At 66.1% G+C, this 16,204-nt stretch carries 15 protein-coding genes, 3 tRNA genes and 1 pseudogene; 6 read left to right on the top strand and 13 right to left on the bottom strand.

Translation table 11 applies throughout. The annotated features are described in order from the left end of the window. Positions 1-15: 15 nt before the first annotated feature. From GPA22_RS12615 to GPA22_RS12605, 3 genes are all read right to left on the bottom strand, one after another. Positions 16-92, bottom strand: a tRNA-Arg gene (locus tag GPA22_RS12615). A gap of 122 nt (positions 93-214) precedes the next feature. After that, positions 215-291 (bottom strand) — tRNA-Arg (locus GPA22_RS12610). 39 nt (positions 292-330) lie between these two features. Beyond that, positions 331-420, bottom strand: a tRNA-Ser gene (locus GPA22_RS12605). Between the two features lie 272 nt (positions 421-692). On the opposite strand from GPA22_RS12605, the gene mltF reads away from it, so the two are divergent. Next, positions 693-2,120, top strand: coding sequence for a membrane-bound lytic murein transglycosylase MltF (gene mltF, locus GPA22_RS12600; protein ID WP_169256421.1), 1,428 nt, complete (start codon positions 693-695; stop codon positions 2,118-2,120). Here the strand turns inward: mltF and serS are convergent. Further along, positions 2,117-3,400, bottom strand: coding sequence for a serine--tRNA ligase (gene serS / locus GPA22_RS12595; protein ID WP_169256420.1), 1,284 nt, complete (start codon positions 3,398-3,400; stop codon positions 2,117-2,119). The two genes, mltF and serS, sit on opposite strands and share 4 nt — an antisense overlap. 267 nt (positions 3,401-3,667) lie before the next feature. On the opposite strand from serS, the gene GPA22_RS12590 reads away from it, so the two are divergent. Beyond that, complete coding sequence (locus GPA22_RS12590; RefSeq protein WP_169256419.1) at positions 3,668-3,931, top strand: hypothetical protein; 264 nt, start codon at positions 3,668-3,670, stop codon at positions 3,929-3,931. Between the two features lie 15 nt (positions 3,932-3,946). Here the strand turns inward: GPA22_RS12590 and GPA22_RS12585 are convergent, their stop codons facing one another. From GPA22_RS12585 to GPA22_RS12570, 4 genes are all read right to left on the bottom strand, one after another. After that, positions 3,947-5,290: a replication-associated recombination protein A gene (locus tag GPA22_RS12585; RefSeq protein WP_169256418.1), complete on the bottom strand. Its 1,344-nt coding sequence runs from the start codon at positions 5,288-5,290 to the stop codon at positions 3,947-3,949. A gap of 25 nt (positions 5,291-5,315) precedes the next feature. Continuing rightward, a complete protein-coding gene (gene lolA, locus GPA22_RS12580; RefSeq protein ID WP_169256417.1) occupies positions 5,316-5,957 on the bottom strand; it encodes an outer membrane lipoprotein periplasmic chaperone LolA in 642 nt (213 codons plus the stop codon). Further along, the gene (locus tag GPA22_RS12575) at positions 5,954-8,266 is read right to left on the bottom strand and encodes a DNA translocase FtsK (protein ID WP_169256416.1); all 2,313 of its coding nucleotides are present in this window, start codon (positions 8,264-8,266) and stop codon (positions 5,954-5,956) included. Before GPA22_RS12575 ends, lolA begins: the two co-directional genes overlap by 4 nt. Before the next feature lie 111 nt (positions 8,267-8,377). Further along, positions 8,378-9,049 carry a Crp/Fnr family transcriptional regulator gene (locus GPA22_RS12570; protein WP_169256415.1) on the bottom strand — a complete coding sequence of 224 codons (672 nt, stop codon included), beginning with the start codon at positions 9,047-9,049 and terminating at the stop codon, positions 8,378-8,380. A gap of 228 nt (positions 9,050-9,277) precedes the next feature. Here GPA22_RS12570 and trxB point away from each other — a divergent pair, with 228 nt between their 5' ends. Then, positions 9,278-10,231 (top strand): thioredoxin-disulfide reductase, encoded by a 954-nt coding sequence (gene trxB / locus GPA22_RS12565; RefSeq protein ID WP_169256414.1) that lies wholly within the window; start codon positions 9,278-9,280, stop codon positions 10,229-10,231. 5 nt (positions 10,232-10,236) lie between these two features. After that, a complete protein-coding gene (locus GPA22_RS12560) occupies positions 10,237-11,310 on the top strand; it encodes a Smr/MutS family protein (RefSeq protein ID WP_246264308.1) in 1,074 nt (357 codons plus the stop codon). A 12-nt stretch (positions 11,311-11,322) separates the two neighbouring features. On the opposite strand, the gene GPA22_RS12555 is transcribed toward GPA22_RS12560, so the two are convergent. Continuing rightward, on the bottom strand, positions 11,323-11,661 hold the full coding sequence (locus GPA22_RS12555) for a P-II family nitrogen regulator (protein WP_121429695.1): 339 nt from the start codon (positions 11,659-11,661) through the stop codon (positions 11,323-11,325). Between the two features lie 47 nt (positions 11,662-11,708). Next, a complete protein-coding gene (locus GPA22_RS12550; protein WP_169256413.1) occupies positions 11,709-13,334 on the bottom strand; it encodes an NAD+ synthase in 1,626 nt (541 codons plus the stop codon). 165 nt (positions 13,335-13,499) lie between these two features. On the opposite strand from GPA22_RS12550, the gene GPA22_RS12545 reads away from it, so the two are divergent. Then, the gene (locus GPA22_RS12545) at positions 13,500-13,895 is read left to right on the top strand and encodes an MliC family protein (RefSeq protein ID WP_169256412.1); all 396 of its coding nucleotides are present in this window, start codon (positions 13,500-13,502) and stop codon (positions 13,893-13,895) included. A gap of 81 nt (positions 13,896-13,976) precedes the next feature. Here GPA22_RS12545 and ppa read toward each other — a convergent pair whose 3' ends face one another. Then, entirely contained in the window at positions 13,977-14,507 is a 531-nt protein-coding gene (gene ppa, locus GPA22_RS12540) for an inorganic diphosphatase (RefSeq protein WP_169256411.1), read from the bottom strand. 165 nt (positions 14,508-14,672) lie between these two features. Here ppa and GPA22_RS23030 point away from each other — a divergent pair, with 165 nt between their 5' ends. Beyond that, positions 14,673-15,539, top strand: coding sequence for an energy transducer TonB (locus GPA22_RS23030; protein ID WP_343036027.1), 867 nt, complete (start codon positions 14,673-14,675; stop codon positions 15,537-15,539). 16 nt (positions 15,540-15,555) lie between these two features. Here GPA22_RS23030 and GPA22_RS12530 read toward each other — a convergent pair whose 3' ends face one another. Continuing rightward, positions 15,556-15,765 (bottom strand): heavy-metal-associated domain-containing protein, encoded by a 210-nt coding sequence (locus GPA22_RS12530; protein ID WP_169256409.1) that lies wholly within the window; start codon positions 15,763-15,765, stop codon positions 15,556-15,558. 24 nt (positions 15,766-15,789) lie between these two features. Continuing rightward, positions 15,790-16,098 (bottom strand): annotated as a pseudogene (locus GPA22_RS12525) (heavy metal translocating P-type ATPase); the annotation flags it as partial. Positions 16,099-16,204 lie beyond the last annotated feature (106 nt).

Raw genomic sequence — 16,204 nt, 5'->3', positions numbered from 1 at the left:
TTTGTGCTTGAAACTTGGCGCGCCCGGCAGGATTCGAACCCACGACCCCCTGGTTCGTAGCCAGGTACTCTATCCAACTGAGCTACGGGCGCTAAAGAAGCGAAATTATAGCCTACTTTGTAATCCGGTCAAGCCCGGTCGCCAGAATCGCGCGCCGCTGAAGCCACAACCCGGAAACGAAAAGGGCATCCGAAGATGCCCTTTTCAAGAAAACTGGCGCGCCCGGCAGGATTCGAACCCACGACCCCCTGGTTCGTAGCCAGGTACTCTATCCAACTGAGCTACGGGCGCTTTTGCTGACCCAGCCCGTTACCGGGCAGTTTCAGCGACTGGCGGAGAGGGTGGGATTCGAACCCACGGTAGGCTCGCACCTACGCCTGATTTCGAGTCAGGTACATTCGACCACTCTGCCACCTCTCCGACTCCCGCATGGGCTAGCCTTGCGGGAGGCCGAATTATACGCAGAAAATTCCGCGGGGCAACAACAATGCGGGAATTTTTTTATGCACGCTCCGGCGGCATTCAGGCGGACACCTTCGCAAGCACGGTCGCCCCCTCCTCCCGAACGCACACAGCTTCAGCCTGTCGTCATCGCCGGATCTCCCGCGCACGGGGCACCTGAATTCCTTCGACATTGCCCATTACGGCGGACTCACGCAGAATCATCCGGTTACGTTGAATGGACCGGCCTTTTGCGCGCCTCCCTGGTCATCATTGCTGCACTCCTCGTCACCGGCTGCGACCCCGCTGGAACACCCCGACTCGCCGACCTGCAGGCGGCTTCCGGCTACCGGACCGCAGGCGAGTTGCGTGTCGCGACCCGCGTGGATCCCATCACCTACCGCAACGGCAGCGACGGAAGAGCATCCGGCTTCGAATACGATCTGCTGCAGAAACTCGGCGAACGCCTGGGCGTACCGGTGCGCATGGTGATCTTCCCCGACGCCGCCCGGGCGCTCGAGGCCGTCATCCGGGGCCAGGTGCATCTGGCGGCGGCCGGCGTGGGGCGCAACGACCGCTTGCCGCTCGCCTGGACCAGTCCGCTGCGCGAGGTCGACTACGTCCTCGTCGGGCGCGCCGAGAACGGTGAAATCACCGAAGAAAGTGCGTTGGCGGGACGCACCGTTTCGGCGCGACACGGTTCGCTCGCCGCGGACTTCCTGAATCAGATCCGCAAGCGGGTTCCGGAAATGAACGTCCATTTCCCGGCGAACGCCGCCGACGATCGCCTGCTCGAGTCGCTGGCAAAGGGGGAACTGGATGTCGTCGCCACCGACCGTGTCCATTTTGCCGTGGCCGCGCAAACCTCACCGAACCTGGCCGTCATCTACGACCTGCCCGTCAGTTCGAGCGTCGCGTGGGCACTGCCTCCGGATGCGAAAGACGGCCTGACCGCGGAAATCGAGGCATTCCTCGCCGACGCGCGGGCGAACGACACGCTGGCCCGGCTCTCGGATCGCTACTTCGGCCACATCCGCCGCCTCGACGACGGCGCGATCACGACCTTTCTTTCCCGCATCCAGGCCCGGCTTCCGCATTACCGCCAGCATTTCCACGAGGCGCAGGCGCGGACCGGCATAGACTGGCGTTTCCTCGCCGCGCTGGCGTATCAGGAGTCGCACTGGGATCCGCTGGCGACATCGTGGTCGGGAGTGAGGGGCATGATGATGCTGACCTCGGAGACAGCCGATCGCCTCGGCGTACGCGACCGCCTCGACCCGCGCGAGAGCATTCTCGGCGGTGCGCGCTACTTCTCGATGCTCAGGGAGCAGTTGCCCGACGACGTACCCGAACCGGACCGCCTGTGGATGGCCGCGGCGGCGTATAACCTCGGGATGGGGCACATGAACGGGGCGCGCACGATCGCGCAACGCATGGGCAAGGACAACACCAGCTGGCTCGACATGAAAGCGGTGCTGCCCCTCATGTCGAAACCCGAGTATGCCAACCGCCTGAAGGCCGGGGCGGCACGGGGCGGCGAGGCCGTGATCATGGCGGAGAACATCCGCAACTACCACGACATCCTGCTGCGCCTCGAGCGCCCCTACGTTCCGCCGCTTCAGCCCGCGGGACTGAAGCTCGGCACAACCTCGCAGAGGCTAGCCGCGCGCGGCGGTTAGCCGCGCGGTGCGAGCACTTCCAGCCCGCCCATGTAGGGCACGAGTGCCTTCGGCACGACCACCGACCCGTCTGCCTGCTGATAGTTCTCCAGCACGGCCACCAGCGTCCGCCCGACCGCGAGACCCGAGCCATTCAGCGTGTGCACGAGCTCGTTCTTGCCCTGCGCATTCTTGAACCGGGCCTGCATGCGGCGCGCCTGGAACGACTCGAAGCACGAGCAGGACGAGATCTCGCGATAGGTATTCTGTGCCGGCAGCCATACCTCGAGGTCGTAGGTCTTGGCCGACGAGAAGCCCATGTCGCCGGTGCACAGGACGATCTTGCGGTACGGCAGCTCCAGCCGGCGCAGGATCGCCTCCGCGTGGCCGGTCATCTCCTCCAGCGCGGCCCAGGAGTTGTCGGGATGCTCGATGCGGACGAGCTCGACCTTGTCGAACTGGTGCTGGCGGATCATCCCGCGCGTGTCGCGACCGTAGCTGCCGGCCTCGGAGCGGAAGCAGGGGGTGTGGCTGACGAACTTGAGCGGCAGCACGTCATTCTGCAGCAGCTCGCCGCGCACGATGTTGGTCACCGGCACCTCGGCCGTCGGGATCAGGTAGAAGCGCCCTTCGTCCCGCGGAACCGCGAACAGGTCGGCCTCGAACTTCGGCAACTGGCCGGTGCCGAACATGCTGTCCGGGTTGACCAGGTAAGGCACGTACACTTCCGTGTAGCCGTGCTCGCGCGTATGCACGTCCAGCATGAACTGCGCGAGCGCGCGATGCAGGCGGGCGACGCCGCCGCGCATGACTGCGAAGCGCGACCCGGCGATCTTCACCGCGGTCTCGAGGTCCAGCCCGCCCAGTCCGCCGCCGACGTCAACGTGGTCGCTGACCTTGAAGTCGAACTCGCGCGGCGTGCCCCAGCGGCTCACCTCGACGTTCGCCGTCTCGTCCTTGCCCACCGGCACGCTCGCATGCGGCAGGTTCGGCAGACCCGCCACCAGCGCCTCGATGCGGGTGAGCAGCGCGGACAGCGCCTGCTCGTTGGCCTTCAACTCGTCGCCGATCCCCGCGACCTGCGCCATCACCGCGGACGCATCCTCGCCCTTCCCTTTCAGGATGCCGATCTGCTTGGACAGCGCGTTGCGTTGCGCCTGAAGCTCCTGCGTGCGGGTCTGCAGGTTCTTGCGCTCGTTCTCGAGCGCCTGGAATTCCGCCGGGTCGAAACTCGTGCCGCGCGCGGCCAGTGCATTGGTAACGACGTCGATCTGGTTGCGCAGCAGTTGGATATCAAGCATGGCTGTTCCGAAAGTCTTTCAATTCAATGAATAGGCGATGAATACTGCGACGGAACCTTCGGATCCGCCGCCAACTCGTTCTGTTTCCATGACATTCTAGGGCAAAACCGCCCGCATGCCGCAATGCACAATTATATTAATCAAATCAATCGTTTACTCAAAACAATCGGCACAAACTTTCCTTGAATTCGACCGCCCCTGGCTTATAGTTAAGGTTCTCAGGGAAGCGCCGCACAGACGACGAACGCCACATATGAGGAGATATCCATGCTGTCGATCCGAGACTGCCTTGATTACTGCGATTTGACCGACGACGAAGTTGCACTCATTGCCGAGCATGAGGGAATCCCCGACGGGGCCGCTGCTCAGATCGTCTGCGGGATGGTCCAGACAGCCGAAGGCGTTCTCGTGCTCACCGGCTATATGCAGGACCTCATCGACCGCGCCACGGAGCGTGGCGATTTCGAACAAGCCGAACGGGCCAGGAACGTCCAGGCGCGCTTCATCGCCGACCATCCCCTGCCCCACTGAGGGCTGGGCAGCGACCTAACCCGGCTTCCCACCCTCGTCGTCGGGGCGCCGCCCCGACGTTGCGGCGGCGTCAAGCTCGCGCAGATGTTCGAGCTTGGCGGCGATCCGCGCCTCCATGCCGTAGGGCGTCGGGCGATACCATCCGGGCGGCGCCATGCCGTCGGGGAGGTAGGTTTCGCCCGCGGCGTAGGCCTCGGGTTCGTCGTGGGCATAGCGGTAGGCCTTGCCGTAGCCCAGTTCCTTCATGAGCCGCGTCGGCGCGTTGCGCAGGTGCAGGGGCACCGGACGCGACACGTCGTTCGCCACATGCTGGCGCGCGGCGTTGTAGGCCTTGTACACCGCATTCGACTTTGCCGCGCAGGCGAGGAAGATCGTCGCCTGCGCGAGGGCGAGTTCGCCCTCCGGCGAGCCCAGCCGCTCATAGGTCGTGCAGGCATTCAGCGCGATTTCGAGTGCGCGCGGGTCGGCGAGGCCGATATCCTCGACCGCCATGCGCACCAGCCGGCGCCCGAGGTAGAGCGCATCCGCCCCGCCATCGAGCATCCGGCACAGCCAGTACAGCGCGGCGTCGGGATTCGAGCCGCGTATCGACTTGTGCAGGGCGGAAATCTGGTCATAGAAGGCCTCCCCGCCCTTGTCGAAGCGCCTGAGCCTGGTCGACAGGGCCTCGTCGACAAACTCCGGCGTGACGGGATCGACCCCGGCCGTCTCCGCGGCGACCTGCACCTGTTCGATCAGGTTCATCAGCCGCCGCGCATCGCCATCGGCGAAGCCGATCAGGCGCTCGCACGCCGTCTCGTCGAAGGCCAGTTGCGGACAGGCGAGCGCCCGCGCCCGCTCGAAGAGTCCGCCCATCGCGTCGTTGTCGAGCGGTTCGAGCACATACACGGACGCACGCGAGAGCAGCGCCGAATTCACCTCGAAGGACGGATTCTCGGTCGTCGCGCCGATGAAGGTCACGAGGCCCTGTTCGACGTAGGGCAGGAAGGCGTCCTGCTGGGCCTTGTTGAAGCGATGCACCTCGTCGACGAAGAGGATCGTGTGGCGGCCGCGCGCCTTCGCGGCCTGCGCCTGGCTGACGGCCTCGCGGATGTCCTTGACACCGGAAAACACGGCCGACAGGGCGATGAAATCGGCGTCGAATGCCTGCGCCATCAGGCGCGCCAGCGTCGTCTTGCCGACACCGGGCGGCCCCCACAGGATCATCGAGTGGAGCTTGCCGGACTCGAACGCGAGTCGCAGCGGCTTGCCCGGCCCGACGAGGTGGCGCTGCCCGGCAATCTCGTCGAGCCGCTTCGGCCGCATGCGCTCGGCGAGCGGTACGCGCGGCGGTTCCAGTGAATCGAAGAGATCAGCCATCGGCTGCGTCGGCCTCGGTTGCCGCTCAGTTGCCGATCACGTCGGCGCCCGGCGGCGGCACGAAGCGGAACTGCGCGGGATCCGGGCGCGCCCCCGCCGTCAGGGAACGGAACTCGATCAGCGTCGTCTGCCCGAAGTTGTCCTTCAACTCCATGCGCTTCAGGGTGCCGCCGGCGAAGCCCATGCGCATCGATTCGAAGCTGCTCTCGGCCAGCTTCGGTTTCGCGTGCACCCATTCGAGCCCGTCGCCGGAACCCGCTTCGGAGAGTTCGAAATTGCGTTCGATGGCCCCGTCGCCGGCCAGGATCGCCGCCGGCGTACTGCCCAGGGCATCGCCCAGACGCTTGACGGTCACCTGATTGAGGTCACGATCCCAGGACCACAGCTTCTCCCCGTCACTGACGAGAACCTGCGGATACGGCTTCTCGTAAGTCCAGCGGAACTTGCCCGGTCGTGCGAACACGAAGCTGCCGCTCGCGCGCTGCGGCTTGCGGCCCGACGCGGCAAAGACCGTCTGGTCGAACTCGCCCTGCGCCGTGCGTGCGCCGTCGATGAACTGGCGCAACTGCGCGATCCCGCCCGCGGATGCGAAACCCGCCCCGCACACCAGCGCAAGCGCCACCCCCAGCCGCAAGCCGGCTCGCCGGAACCTTGCCGAAACCCTCATTCGCCCTCCTTCGCAGGCACGATCACTTCACGGTTGCCGTTCGTGCCCATCGCCGAGACCAGGCCGGCACGCTCCATCTGCTCGATCAGGCGGGCCGCACGGTTGTAACCGATGCGCAGGTGGCGCTGCACCAGCGAGATCGACGGGCGCCGGGTCTTGATGACGACTTCGACCGCCTGGTCGTAGAGCGGATCCGCTTCGCCATCGCCATCGCCTCCACCGCCCCCGCCGAGCGCCGCATCGAGCTCGTCTTCGGGCGCCGACAGGATGCCCTCGACGTAATCGGGCGGGCCGCTGCGCTTGAGATGATCGACGACCTTGTGCACCTCCTCGTCGGCCACGAAGGCGCCGTGCACGCGCACGGGCAGCCCCGTGCCGGGCGCCAGATACAGCATGTCGCCCATGCCCAGCAGCGTCTCCGCGCCCATCTGGTCGAGGATCGTGCGCGAATCGATCTTGCTCGACACCTGGAACGCGATGCGGGTCGGGACGTTGGCCTTGATGAGGCCGGTGATGACGTCGACCGACGGGCGCTGCGTCGCCAGGATCAGGTGGATGCCGGCCGCACGCGCTTTCTGCGCGAGCCGCGCGATGAGCTCCTCGACCTTCTTGCCGACCACCATCATCATGTCTGCCAGCTCGTCGACGATCACGACGATGTGCGGCAACTGCTCGAGCGGTTCGGGATTGTCCGGGTTGATCGCGAACGGGTTGGTCAGCGGCTTCTCGGCCTTCTCCGCCTCGACAACGGCCTTGTTGAAGCCCGCGAGGTTGCGCACGCCGACGGCGGCCATCAGCTTGTAGCGCTTGTCCATCTCCACCACGCACCAGTTGAGCGCGTTGGCGGCATGCTTCATGTCGGTGACGACCGGCGCGAGCAGATGCGGGATGCCCTCGTAGATCGACAGCTCCAGCATCTTCGGGTCGACCATGATCAGCCGCACCTTCTCCGGCCCCGCCTTGTACAGCAGCGACAGGATCATCGCGTTGATGCCGACCGACTTGCCGGAACCGGTGGTGCCCGCGACGAGCACGTGCGGCATCTTGCCGAGGTCCGCGACGACCGGCTGGCCGGCAATGTCCTTGCCGAGCGCCACCGTCAGCGTCGAATGCATGTCGTGGTAGGCCTTGGAGCCGAGGATCTCGGACAGGCGCACCGTCTGGCGCTTCACGTTCGGCAGTTCGAGCGCCATGCAGGACTTGCCCGGCACGGTCTCGACGACGCGGATCGACACCAGCGACAGCGCGCGTGCCAGGTCCTTCGCGAGGTTCACGACCTGGCTGCCCTTCACGCCGGTCGCCGGCTCGATCTCGTAGCGCGTCACGACCGGGCCCGGATAGGCCGCCAGCACCTTCACCTCGACGCCGAAGTCCCCCAGCTTGGTTTCGATCACGCGCGACGTGAATTCGAGCGATTCGGCCGAGGGCGGCTCGACGTCGCCCGACGGCAGATCCAGGAGGCTCAGCGGCGGGATCGCGCCGACCGGCGTCGGCAGGTCGGCGAACAGCGTCTGCTGGCGCTCCCGCTGCTGCTCCTTCTCGGCCCGTTCGGATTTCGGCACCTCGGCCACGGCAGGTTCGATGCGCAGCTGGGGCGTCGGCGCCGCCACCGTCTTGCGCCGTTTCGTCTCGACCACGGCCTCGCGCTTCTGCGCCACCTGCTGGCCGGCCTTGCGGTCCTGCCACCCGTGCCAGGCGCGCAGTGCGCCCTGCCACCCCTGCTCCAGGGACAGCCCGACGCGTTCGATCACGGACAGCCACGAAATGCCCGAGAACAGGCTCAGCCCCGAGGCGAACAGCGCCAGAAGCAGCAAGGTGCCGCCGGTGAAACCGAGATAGCGCTGCACGATCTGGCCCAGCTCGACTCCGACGAGACCGCCCGGCGCCAACGGCACGCTCGCGCCATGCGAGTAGAAGCGCAAGGACTCGAGGGCACTGCTCGACAGCAGCACCACGAAAAAGCCCGTCAGGACGAAGAAGAACGAGCGGCGATCGAGCCGGACATCATGGCGCAGGCGCCTGAAACCCCATACCAGCGCGTAGCCGAGAAACACGACCCACCACCAGGCGGATACGCCGAACAGGTAGTAGAGGAGATCGGCGAGCCACGCCCCGAAGCGCCCGCCCGGGTTGCTGACCCGCGCGACTTCGGCGGCATGCGACCAGCCGGGATCGGACTTGCTGTAGCCGAGCAGCACCAGGCCGACATACAGGGACATCACGCCGAGAATCAGCCAGCGCGCTTCCTGCAGCAAGAGGGAGATCCGTTCCGGCAGCGGCTGGAAACGGGAGGACTGACGGGACGACATCGGCTCGGGAACGAATGCCCAGGTAAATCGACAGTCGGCAATTATATGCGATCAGCCACCGCGACCGATGCCGCTGTTGCGAAGCGATACAGCCGCCCCGCGCGGTTTTCCTCACAGATCGTTCAGGCGATCCCGCAGCACGATGCCGTGATCGGTCTCCTCGATGAGGCCCTGCGACCCGAGATCCTTCATCACGCGGCTGACCATTTCGCGCGAGGCGCCGATCATCTTCGCGATGTCCTGCTTGGTGATCTTGCGCACCACCACCGCTTCGCCGTTCACGTCCTCCGACATCTCCAGCAGCAGTCGCGCGACCCGCCCATACACATCCATCAGCGCCAGCGACTCGATCTTGCGGTCCGCATTGCGCAGGCGGTCGGCGAGGTTGCACATGATGCGCCAGGCCACCTCGAAGTTATCCTGCAAGATGCGGCGGAAATCGTGCTTCGCGATCAGCACGAGATCGGCCGGCGTCACGGCGACGACGGAAGCGGAGCGCGGCTGCTCGCCGAACATCCCCATTTCCCCGAAAAGCTCGCCTTGCCCGAGGATGCTGAGGATCACTTCGCGCCCGTCCTCGTCGCTGACGATCACCTTGAGGCTGCCCGTCAGCACGAAATACACGAAATCGCTGCGATCCCCCGCATGCAGCACTCCCTGGCCGCGGGGAATGCGCCGCATCACCGCAGAGTGCGCCACCGCCTGCAGGGTATCGTCGGACAAGCCCTGGAACAGGGGGAAGGTCCTGAGCGCCGCGGTGGAAACTGCAGTAGCCTGTGTCATGAAACCTCCGGGAACAGCAGTGCAATGGGGCCGGTTCGAACAATACGCCGACGGCGTGGATGGTTTGTTCCAGTATAAACCGTTTCATGCGTTTCGAATCCATCGCTCAAACAGGATTTCGATCACGATCCGACAAGCGATTAGTCGTGACTATGGCAACCATTGGAACGGCCATCCAGGCCGCTCGGCTATAATTTGCGGATTGCCAACCAGAAAGAAGACTTCGCCATGACGACCAAGCACGCACGTCTGCTCATCCTCGGTTCCGGCCCGGCCGGCTACACGGCTGCCGTCTATGCTGCACGCGCGAACCTGAACCCGGTGCTCATCACCGGACTCGCGCAGGGCGGTCAGCTGATGACCACCACCGAGGTTGACAACTGGCCCGCCGATGCCGACGGCGTCATGGGACCGGAACTGATGTCGCGCTTCCAGAAGCACGCCGAGCGCTTCAACACCGAGATGATCTTCGACCACATCCACACGGTGAAGCTCGCCGAAAAGCCGTTCCGCCTGATCGGCGACGCCGGCGAATACACCTGCGACGCGCTGATCATCGCCACCGGCGCGACGGCGAAGTACCTCGGCCTGCCCTCCGAAGAGAAGTTCTCCGGCCGCGGCGTCTCCGCGTGTGCGACCTGCGACGGCTTCTTCTACAAGAACCAGGACGTCGCGGTGATCGGCGGCGGCAATACCGCGGTCGAGGAAGCGCTGTACCTCGCGAACATCGCGAAGAAGGTCACCGTCGTGCACCGCCGCGAGAAATTCCGCGCCGAGAAGATCCTCATCGACAAGATGATGGAGAAGGTCGCCGCGGGCAAGATCGAGCTGGTGCTCAACTCGACGCTCGACGAGGTGCTCGGCGACAACACCGGTGTGACCGGCATGCGCGTGAAGGACATCAACACCGGTGCGGCGAAGGATGTCGCGCTGCAGGGCGTGTTCATCGCGATCGGCCACAAGCCGAACACGGACATCTTCGAGGGCCAGCTGGAGATGGAAGGCGGCTACATCATCACGAAGGGCGGCCGCGAAGGCGACGCCACGTCGACCAGCGTCCGCGGCGTGTTCGCGGCCGGCGACGTGCAGGACCACATCTACCGCCAGGCGGTGACCTCGGCCGGCACGGGCTGCATGGCGGCGCTCGACGCCGAACGTTACCTCGACGCCCTCGGCAGCTGATCCCCATGCCGCGACCGCCCCGCTCGGCCCCATCCAGACCGGCTGACCGGAGCGGGCCGTCGCGCAGTCCCTTCGACGAGCTTGCCACCCTGCGCGGCAAGCTGCGCGAGGAGCGGGTACTCGGCCGGCGCATCGAGCCTGCGGCGCCGATCCGAAAGAGCGGGGAAGATGCCCGCACGACGGACGACGCCGATGCTGATCCCGGCGATGCCGGTCTGTTCCAGGCTGCCCTCCAGGGGGTGAAGCCGCTTGCGCACTCGGCCCGCAGGGCCGAAGTCGAAGCCCCGAAGCCGCCTCCCATCCCTCGACCGCGCGCCCCCGAGCCCGCGGACGAAGCGCCGGCGGCGTCGCCGCGTCGCGGCCCGCCGCGCACCGACGACGAGTTCTTCCGCTTTGCGATGGAGGACGTGATCCCGATCGACCACGGCAACCGCGCCGAAGTCGGCGTCGATCACCGACACGCGCGACGTCGCGAAGCAGCCGGTCCGGCATCGCCCCCCATCGACCCGGTCCTGCTGCTGCCGCCGGACGCCGAAGGGACGGATCCGGCGGAGCTGTTCCGCTATGCCGCCCGCGGCGCGCAGCCCGTCGACACGCGCAATCGCGCGGAGGTCGACAGTCCGCGGCCACTGCCTCATCCGCTGAAGCACTTCGAGGACGAGCGCGAAGCCCTGCGCGAGTCGATGGAAGCGCCGATGACGCTGGAGGACAGGCTGGAGACGGGCGAGGAAGCGGCGTTCCTGCGCCCCGGACTGCCGCGCCGCGTGCTCACGGACCTGCGCCGCGGCCGCTGGGTACTGCAGGCCCAACTCGACCTGCACGGCTGCAACCGCGACGAGGCCCGCGCCGCGCTGGCGGACTTCCTCGCCGCAAGCCTGCAGCAGGGCCGGCGCTGCGTGCGCGTGATCCACGGCAAGGGTCACGGCTCGCCGGGCAAACAATCCATCCTGAAACACCTGTCGCGCGGCTGGCTGGCGCAGCGCGAGGAGATCCTGGCCTTCTGCCAGGCGGGCCCGCACGACGGTGGATCGGGGGCCCTGCTGGTGCTGCTCAGGGCGGGGAACCCCGCCCGCAGCTGAACGCGGCCGCGATCAGATCGCGGCTTCGTTGGTCTCGCCGGTGCGGATACGCACGACCTGCTCGACCGGCAGCACGAAGATCTTGCCGTCGCCGATCTTGCCCGTGTGAGCGGCCTTGATGATGGCCTCGACCGCCTGATCGACGAGGTCGTCGCCGACGACGATCTCGACCTTGATCTTCGGCAGGAAGTCCACGACGTACTCGGCGCCGCGATACAGCTCGGTGTGGCCCTTCTGCCGGCCAAAGCCCTTCACTTCCGACACGGTCAGACCGGCGATGCCGACCTCCGACAGCGCCTCGCGCACTTCGTCGAGCTTGAACGGCTTGATGATGGCTTCAATCTTCTTCATTGCAATCTCCTCGTCGGGGGCGCCGCGGGGCTTCGCCCCTCGCACCGTCAATATTCATCCTGGTAACGCGATGTTATCGGATAACGCCAGTCCCTGCCGAACCCCCGCTTGGTGACACGGATTCCGACCGGTGCCTGACGACGCTTGTATTCATTGCGCTTGAGCATGGCGACGGTGCGCCGCACGTCGGCCTCGGGGTAACCGGCAGCGATGATGTCGCGCGGCGCCTCGTCGCGCTCCATGTAGGCCTCGATGATCGCATCGAGGACCTCGTACGGCGGCAGCGAATCCTGGTCCTTCTGGTCCGGCTTGAGCTCGGCCGACGGCGGGCGCGTGATGATGTTCTCGGGAATCACCGGGCTGACGGTGTTGCGCCAGCGCGTGAGCCGGAACACGAAGGTCTTGTAGAGATCCTTGAGCACCGCGAAGCCCCCCGCCATGTCGCCATACAGGGTCGCGTAGCCGGTCGCCATCTCGCTCTTGTTGCCGGTCGTGAGCACGATCGCCCCCGTCTTGTTCGACAGCGCCATCAGGATCATGCCGCGGATGCGGCTCTGCAGGTTTTCCTCGGTGGCATCGGCAGGCAGGCCCTTGAACTGGTCTGCGAGCATGTCGGCGAAAGTCGTCATCGCCGGCTCGATCGGGATCTCGTCGTAGCGGACACCCAGGTTGGCAACGAGCGCGCGCGAGTCGTCGAGGCTCATCTGCGCCGTGTAGGGCGACTGCATCATCACGGCCCGCACCTTGTCGGCACCGAGGGCATCCACCGCGATGCACAGGGTCAACGCGGAGTCGATGCCGCCGGAAAGCCCGATCAGGACCCCCGGGAAGCCGTTCTTGCCGAGGTAGTCGCGCACGCCCACCTTGAGCGCTTCGTAAACTTCAGCCTCGATCGGACGCGGCTCGATCCGCTCGCCGTCCGCCCAGCGCCCGTCGCGCAGTTGCACGACGTCGACACGCTCGTCGAACGCGGACGCCTGCCACGCCAGCGTGCCGTCACCGTTCAGCGCAAACGACGCCCCGTCGAACACGAGTTCGTCCTGCCCGCCGACCATGTTGCAATACACCACCGGCAAACCGGTCGCCGCAACCCGCTCGCGCAGCACTTCATAACGGCGTTGCAGCTTGTTCATGTGATACGGCGACGCGTTGAGCCCCAGCAGCACCTGCGCGCCCTCGGCACGCGCCAGTTCGGCCGGACCGGATTCCCAGAGGTCCGCGCAGATGTTCACCCCGAGCTTGACGCCCTTGAGCTCGAACACGCACGCGGCGCGCCCGTGCTCGAAATAGCGCTCCTCGTCGAACACTTCGTAGTTCGGCAGGAGATGCTTGTGATAGGTGGTCAGGATCCGGCCGTCGCGAATCACCGACGCCGCATTGAAGCGCTTTGCATGGCGCAACTCGGGATGACCGAGGACGAGGGTGATGCCCTGCGTCTGCTCGGCGATCCGTGCAACTTCACGCGCGCACGCACGGTAAAAATCCGGACGCAGAAGCAGGTCTTCGGGCGGATAGCCCGACAGGGCGAGCTCCGGCGTCAGGAGCAGGTCCGCCCCAAGCGTTCTGGCCTGCGCCAGGGCTTGGATGATCCGGTCGGCGTTGGCCTTCAGGTCACCCACGGTGCAATTGATCTGGGCGACGGCTATGGAGAGCGAATGATCGTGCGATTTCATGGCCGCAACTATACCGCGTCGGCCCGCAGCACGGCACCCGGCCCCGCGGACGCACGTGTCGCGGCGGGGAGAAACCTTCTGTTACCCTTGGTTGTGCAAGCCCCACGGAATAGCGGCCCGGCGGGATCTAGAATGAAATTGTCAAGTTCCGCTACAGGTCCCGCGATGTCCCCCCGCCTCACGCTCCTCGCCTCCGCACTGGCGCTTTCTGCCTGCGCGACGCCGCCCTCCGCACCTCCGTCCGCGACTGCTCCCTCGAGCGTTGTCGAGCCACCCGAGAGCGTCGGGAATCAGCAACTGGACTTCAAGCTCGCGAGCGGGACCTACCACTGCGAAATGGGTCGCCGCGTCGACGTGCAGCGCCCGTCCAACAACTCGAACCAGATCCTGATCGGCTGGACCGGCAAACGCTACCAGCTCGCACGCAACCCATCCCACTCGGGCCTGCCCCGCTTCGAGGACGAGCGCAACGGCCTGGTGTGGATCGACTTGCCGTGGAAGAGCATCCTCCTCGACCGGGATAGCAACAAGCCGCTCGCCAGCGACTGCAAGCTCGGCTAGCGCCTCATTCACGCCCCCCGAAAATGCAAATGGCCCGCTCTCGGGCGGGCCATTTGCCATTCTGCGGACGAACTGTCCGGCTTACTTGCCAGCCGCCTTGTTCAGGCCGTCGAGGATTTCCTTCTTGGCATCTTCGACCGTGCCCCAGCCCAGCACCTTGACCCACTTGCCCGGCTCGAGGTCCTTGTAGTGCTCGAAGAAATGCACGGTCTGCTTCATCAGCAGCTCGGGCAGGTCATCGGTAGTCTGCACCTTGTCGTACAGCGGGGTGAGCTTGGAGACGGGAACCGCGATGACTTTCGCATCCTGGCCCGACTCGTCCTCCATCTTCAGCACGCCAACCGGACGGCAGCGGATCACCACGCCCGGCAGCAGCGGGAAGGGCGTCACGACCAGCACGTCCACCGGGTCGCCATCGCCGGCGATGGTGTGCGGCACATAGCCGTAGTTGATCGGATAACGCATCGAGGTGCCCATGAAGCGGTCGACGAACACGGCGCCGCTGTCCTTGTCCACCTCGAACTTGATCGGATCGGCCTGCGCCGGAATCTCGATGATGACATTGATGTCGTTCGGCACGTCCTTGCCGGCCTTGACCTGATCGAAACCCATACAACCCTCCCGTGAAAATTGTGGAGCGGATTATATGTGGAAATGCCGCCCGCCGTCGGCCACTTGAAACATTCCGGGATCAATCCGGACACCGGCCCCGCCCCGGCCGGCCGGCACGCCGCGATATAATCGCGCCCCCTGACTGCACAAGCGCCCCGACCCCGGATGCACGCATCGGCACCCCGGATTTTCCCCCCATCGCGCCGCCCGCATCATCGGCTGCCCGCGATCCATTGGGGTTGGCTCGTGGCGGTCGCGAGCGCCCATGCGGCGGGGCTGGCGGCGCTTTCGGGTCTGGGCGAAGAACGGGACGCAAAACCGCAACCGGCGGAAGTGCAGACGATCAGTGTCCAGTTGCTTGCTCCGCATAGGCCTCCCCGGGCTGACGCTGCCGTCGCCCTGCCGGATGCGCACACACCCGATCCGCACACGCCTGATCCGCACACACCTGATCCGCATACTCCCCGGGCCAGGCACGTCGAGCCTGCAGGCGTCCAGAAGTCCCCCCCACGCATGCCGGGCAACGGAGCCAGGAACAGGGCGTCGGAACCACAATCATCAGCGGTCGCGCCACCCGCCGTAGCAGCCCCCGATGCCGCCCCCCAGTCGCCGCAAGTCCGCGAACGGGAGGCACCGCCCCAGGGCCACTCCACCGCCCCCGCGGCGCCAGAGGCCGCAGCGCCCGCCCCGGCTGCCGCCGGTGAATCGATATCGGCGCGACTGCCGTCGGGAGGAACGGGCGCGCCCTCCCAGCCGGCGCGATACGACGCCGCCTATCTCGAAAACCCATCCCCGCAATACCCCAAACTGTCTCGCCGGCGTGGCGAGGAAGGCAAAGTCACGCTGCGAGTCCGGGTACGCGCGGACGGGCGCGCGGAAAACGTGGAAATCGCCCAGACCAGCGGTCACCCGCGACTGGACGCCGCTGCCCGGGAGACCGTACTGTCGTGGCGATTCGTACCGGCACGACAAGGTGGGACGCCCATCGACAGCTCACTGCTGGTTCCCGTCGTCTTCCGGCTCGACGACTGAGCGCCAAGGCGTGCCGTCAGGCGGGGCAGCCGAACCCCGCATCCTCCACCGCCCCGCGCATCGCCTCGACGGTTACCTTCGCCGGGTCGTACTGGACCACCGCCTGCGCCGCTTCGAGGGACACCTGCGCATCGGTCACGCCGGGCAGGGCCTTCAGCACCGTCGTCACGTTGCGCACGCACCCGCCGCAGCTCATGTCTTCGACCTTGATCGTCACTTCTGCCATGTCAGCCTCTCCTGAGAAATTCGCTCACCGGTCCGGCGCCCAACGCCGCAGCAGCAGCGAATTGGTCACCACCGAAACCGAACTCATCGCCATCGCCGCCGCCGCGATCACCGGATTGAGCAAGCCGAACGCCGCGAGCGGGATGCCCAATACGTTGTAAATGAAGGCGAAGAACAGATTCTGCCGGATCTTCGACAGCGTCGCCCGCGACAGCTCGATCGCGTCGGCAACGCCATGGAGGCTGTTCCTGACCAGGGTGATGTCCGCGGCCTCCACCGCGACGTCGGCGCCGACGCCGATCGCAAACGACACATCCGCGGCCGCGAGCGCCGGCATGCTCGTGAAGAACGCGGAAGCGCTGGAACTGGCCGAGAAGATCTCCGTACTCGCGGTCGACAAGACCGGTACCCTGACCGAAGGTGCGCCGGCCGTGCGCGAG

The sequence above is a fragment of the Aromatoleum toluvorans genome (assembly GCF_012910905.1).
GTDB lineage: Bacteria > Pseudomonadota > Gammaproteobacteria > Burkholderiales > Rhodocyclaceae > Aromatoleum > Aromatoleum toluvorans.
Note: the sequence above shows the minus strand (reverse complement) of the source record. Positions and strands in the feature narration are given on the sequence as shown.

Excerpts from the sequence above, each read along its gene's own strand:
- lolA (WP_169256417.1), bottom strand. The coding sequence starts at position 5,957 with ATGAGGGTTTCGGCAAGGTTCCGGCGAGCCGGCTTGCGGCTGGGGGTG.
- ppa (WP_169256411.1), bottom strand. The coding sequence starts at position 14,507 with ATGGGTTTCGATCAGGTCAAGGCCGGCAAGGACGTGCCGAACGACATC.
- trxB (WP_169256414.1), top strand. The coding sequence starts at position 9,278 with ATGACGACCAAGCACGCACGTCTGCTCATCCTCGGTTCCGGCCCGGCC.
- serS (WP_169256420.1), bottom strand. The coding sequence starts at position 3,400 with ATGCTTGATATCCAACTGCTGCGCAACCAGATCGACGTCGTTACCAAT.
- GPA22_RS12575 (WP_169256416.1), bottom strand. The coding sequence starts at position 8,266 with ATGTCGTCCCGTCAGTCCTCCCGTTTCCAGCCGCTGCCGGAACGGATC.
- GPA22_RS12560 (WP_246264308.1), top strand. The coding sequence starts at position 10,237 with ATGCCGCGACCGCCCCGCTCGGCCCCATCCAGACCGGCTGACCGGAGC.
- GPA22_RS12530 (WP_169256409.1), bottom strand. The coding sequence starts at position 15,765 with ATGGCAGAAGTGACGATCAAGGTCGAAGACATGAGCTGCGGCGGGTGC.
- GPA22_RS12570 (WP_169256415.1), bottom strand. The coding sequence starts at position 9,049 with ATGACACAGGCTACTGCAGTTTCCACCGCGGCGCTCAGGACCTTCCCC.
- GPA22_RS23030 (WP_343036027.1), top strand. The coding sequence starts at position 14,673 with ATGCACGCATCGGCACCCCGGATTTTCCCCCCATCGCGCCGCCCGCAT.
- GPA22_RS12555 (WP_121429695.1), bottom strand. The coding sequence starts at position 11,661 with ATGAAGAAGATTGAAGCCATCATCAAGCCGTTCAAGCTCGACGAAGTG.
- GPA22_RS12585 (WP_169256418.1), bottom strand. The coding sequence starts at position 5,290 with ATGGCTGATCTCTTCGATTCACTGGAACCGCCGCGCGTACCGCTCGCC.
- GPA22_RS12590 (WP_169256419.1), top strand. The coding sequence starts at position 3,668 with ATGCTGTCGATCCGAGACTGCCTTGATTACTGCGATTTGACCGACGAC.
- GPA22_RS12550 (WP_169256413.1), bottom strand. The coding sequence starts at position 13,334 with ATGAAATCGCACGATCATTCGCTCTCCATAGCCGTCGCCCAGATCAAT.
- GPA22_RS12545 (WP_169256412.1), top strand. The coding sequence starts at position 13,500 with ATGTCCCCCCGCCTCACGCTCCTCGCCTCCGCACTGGCGCTTTCTGCC.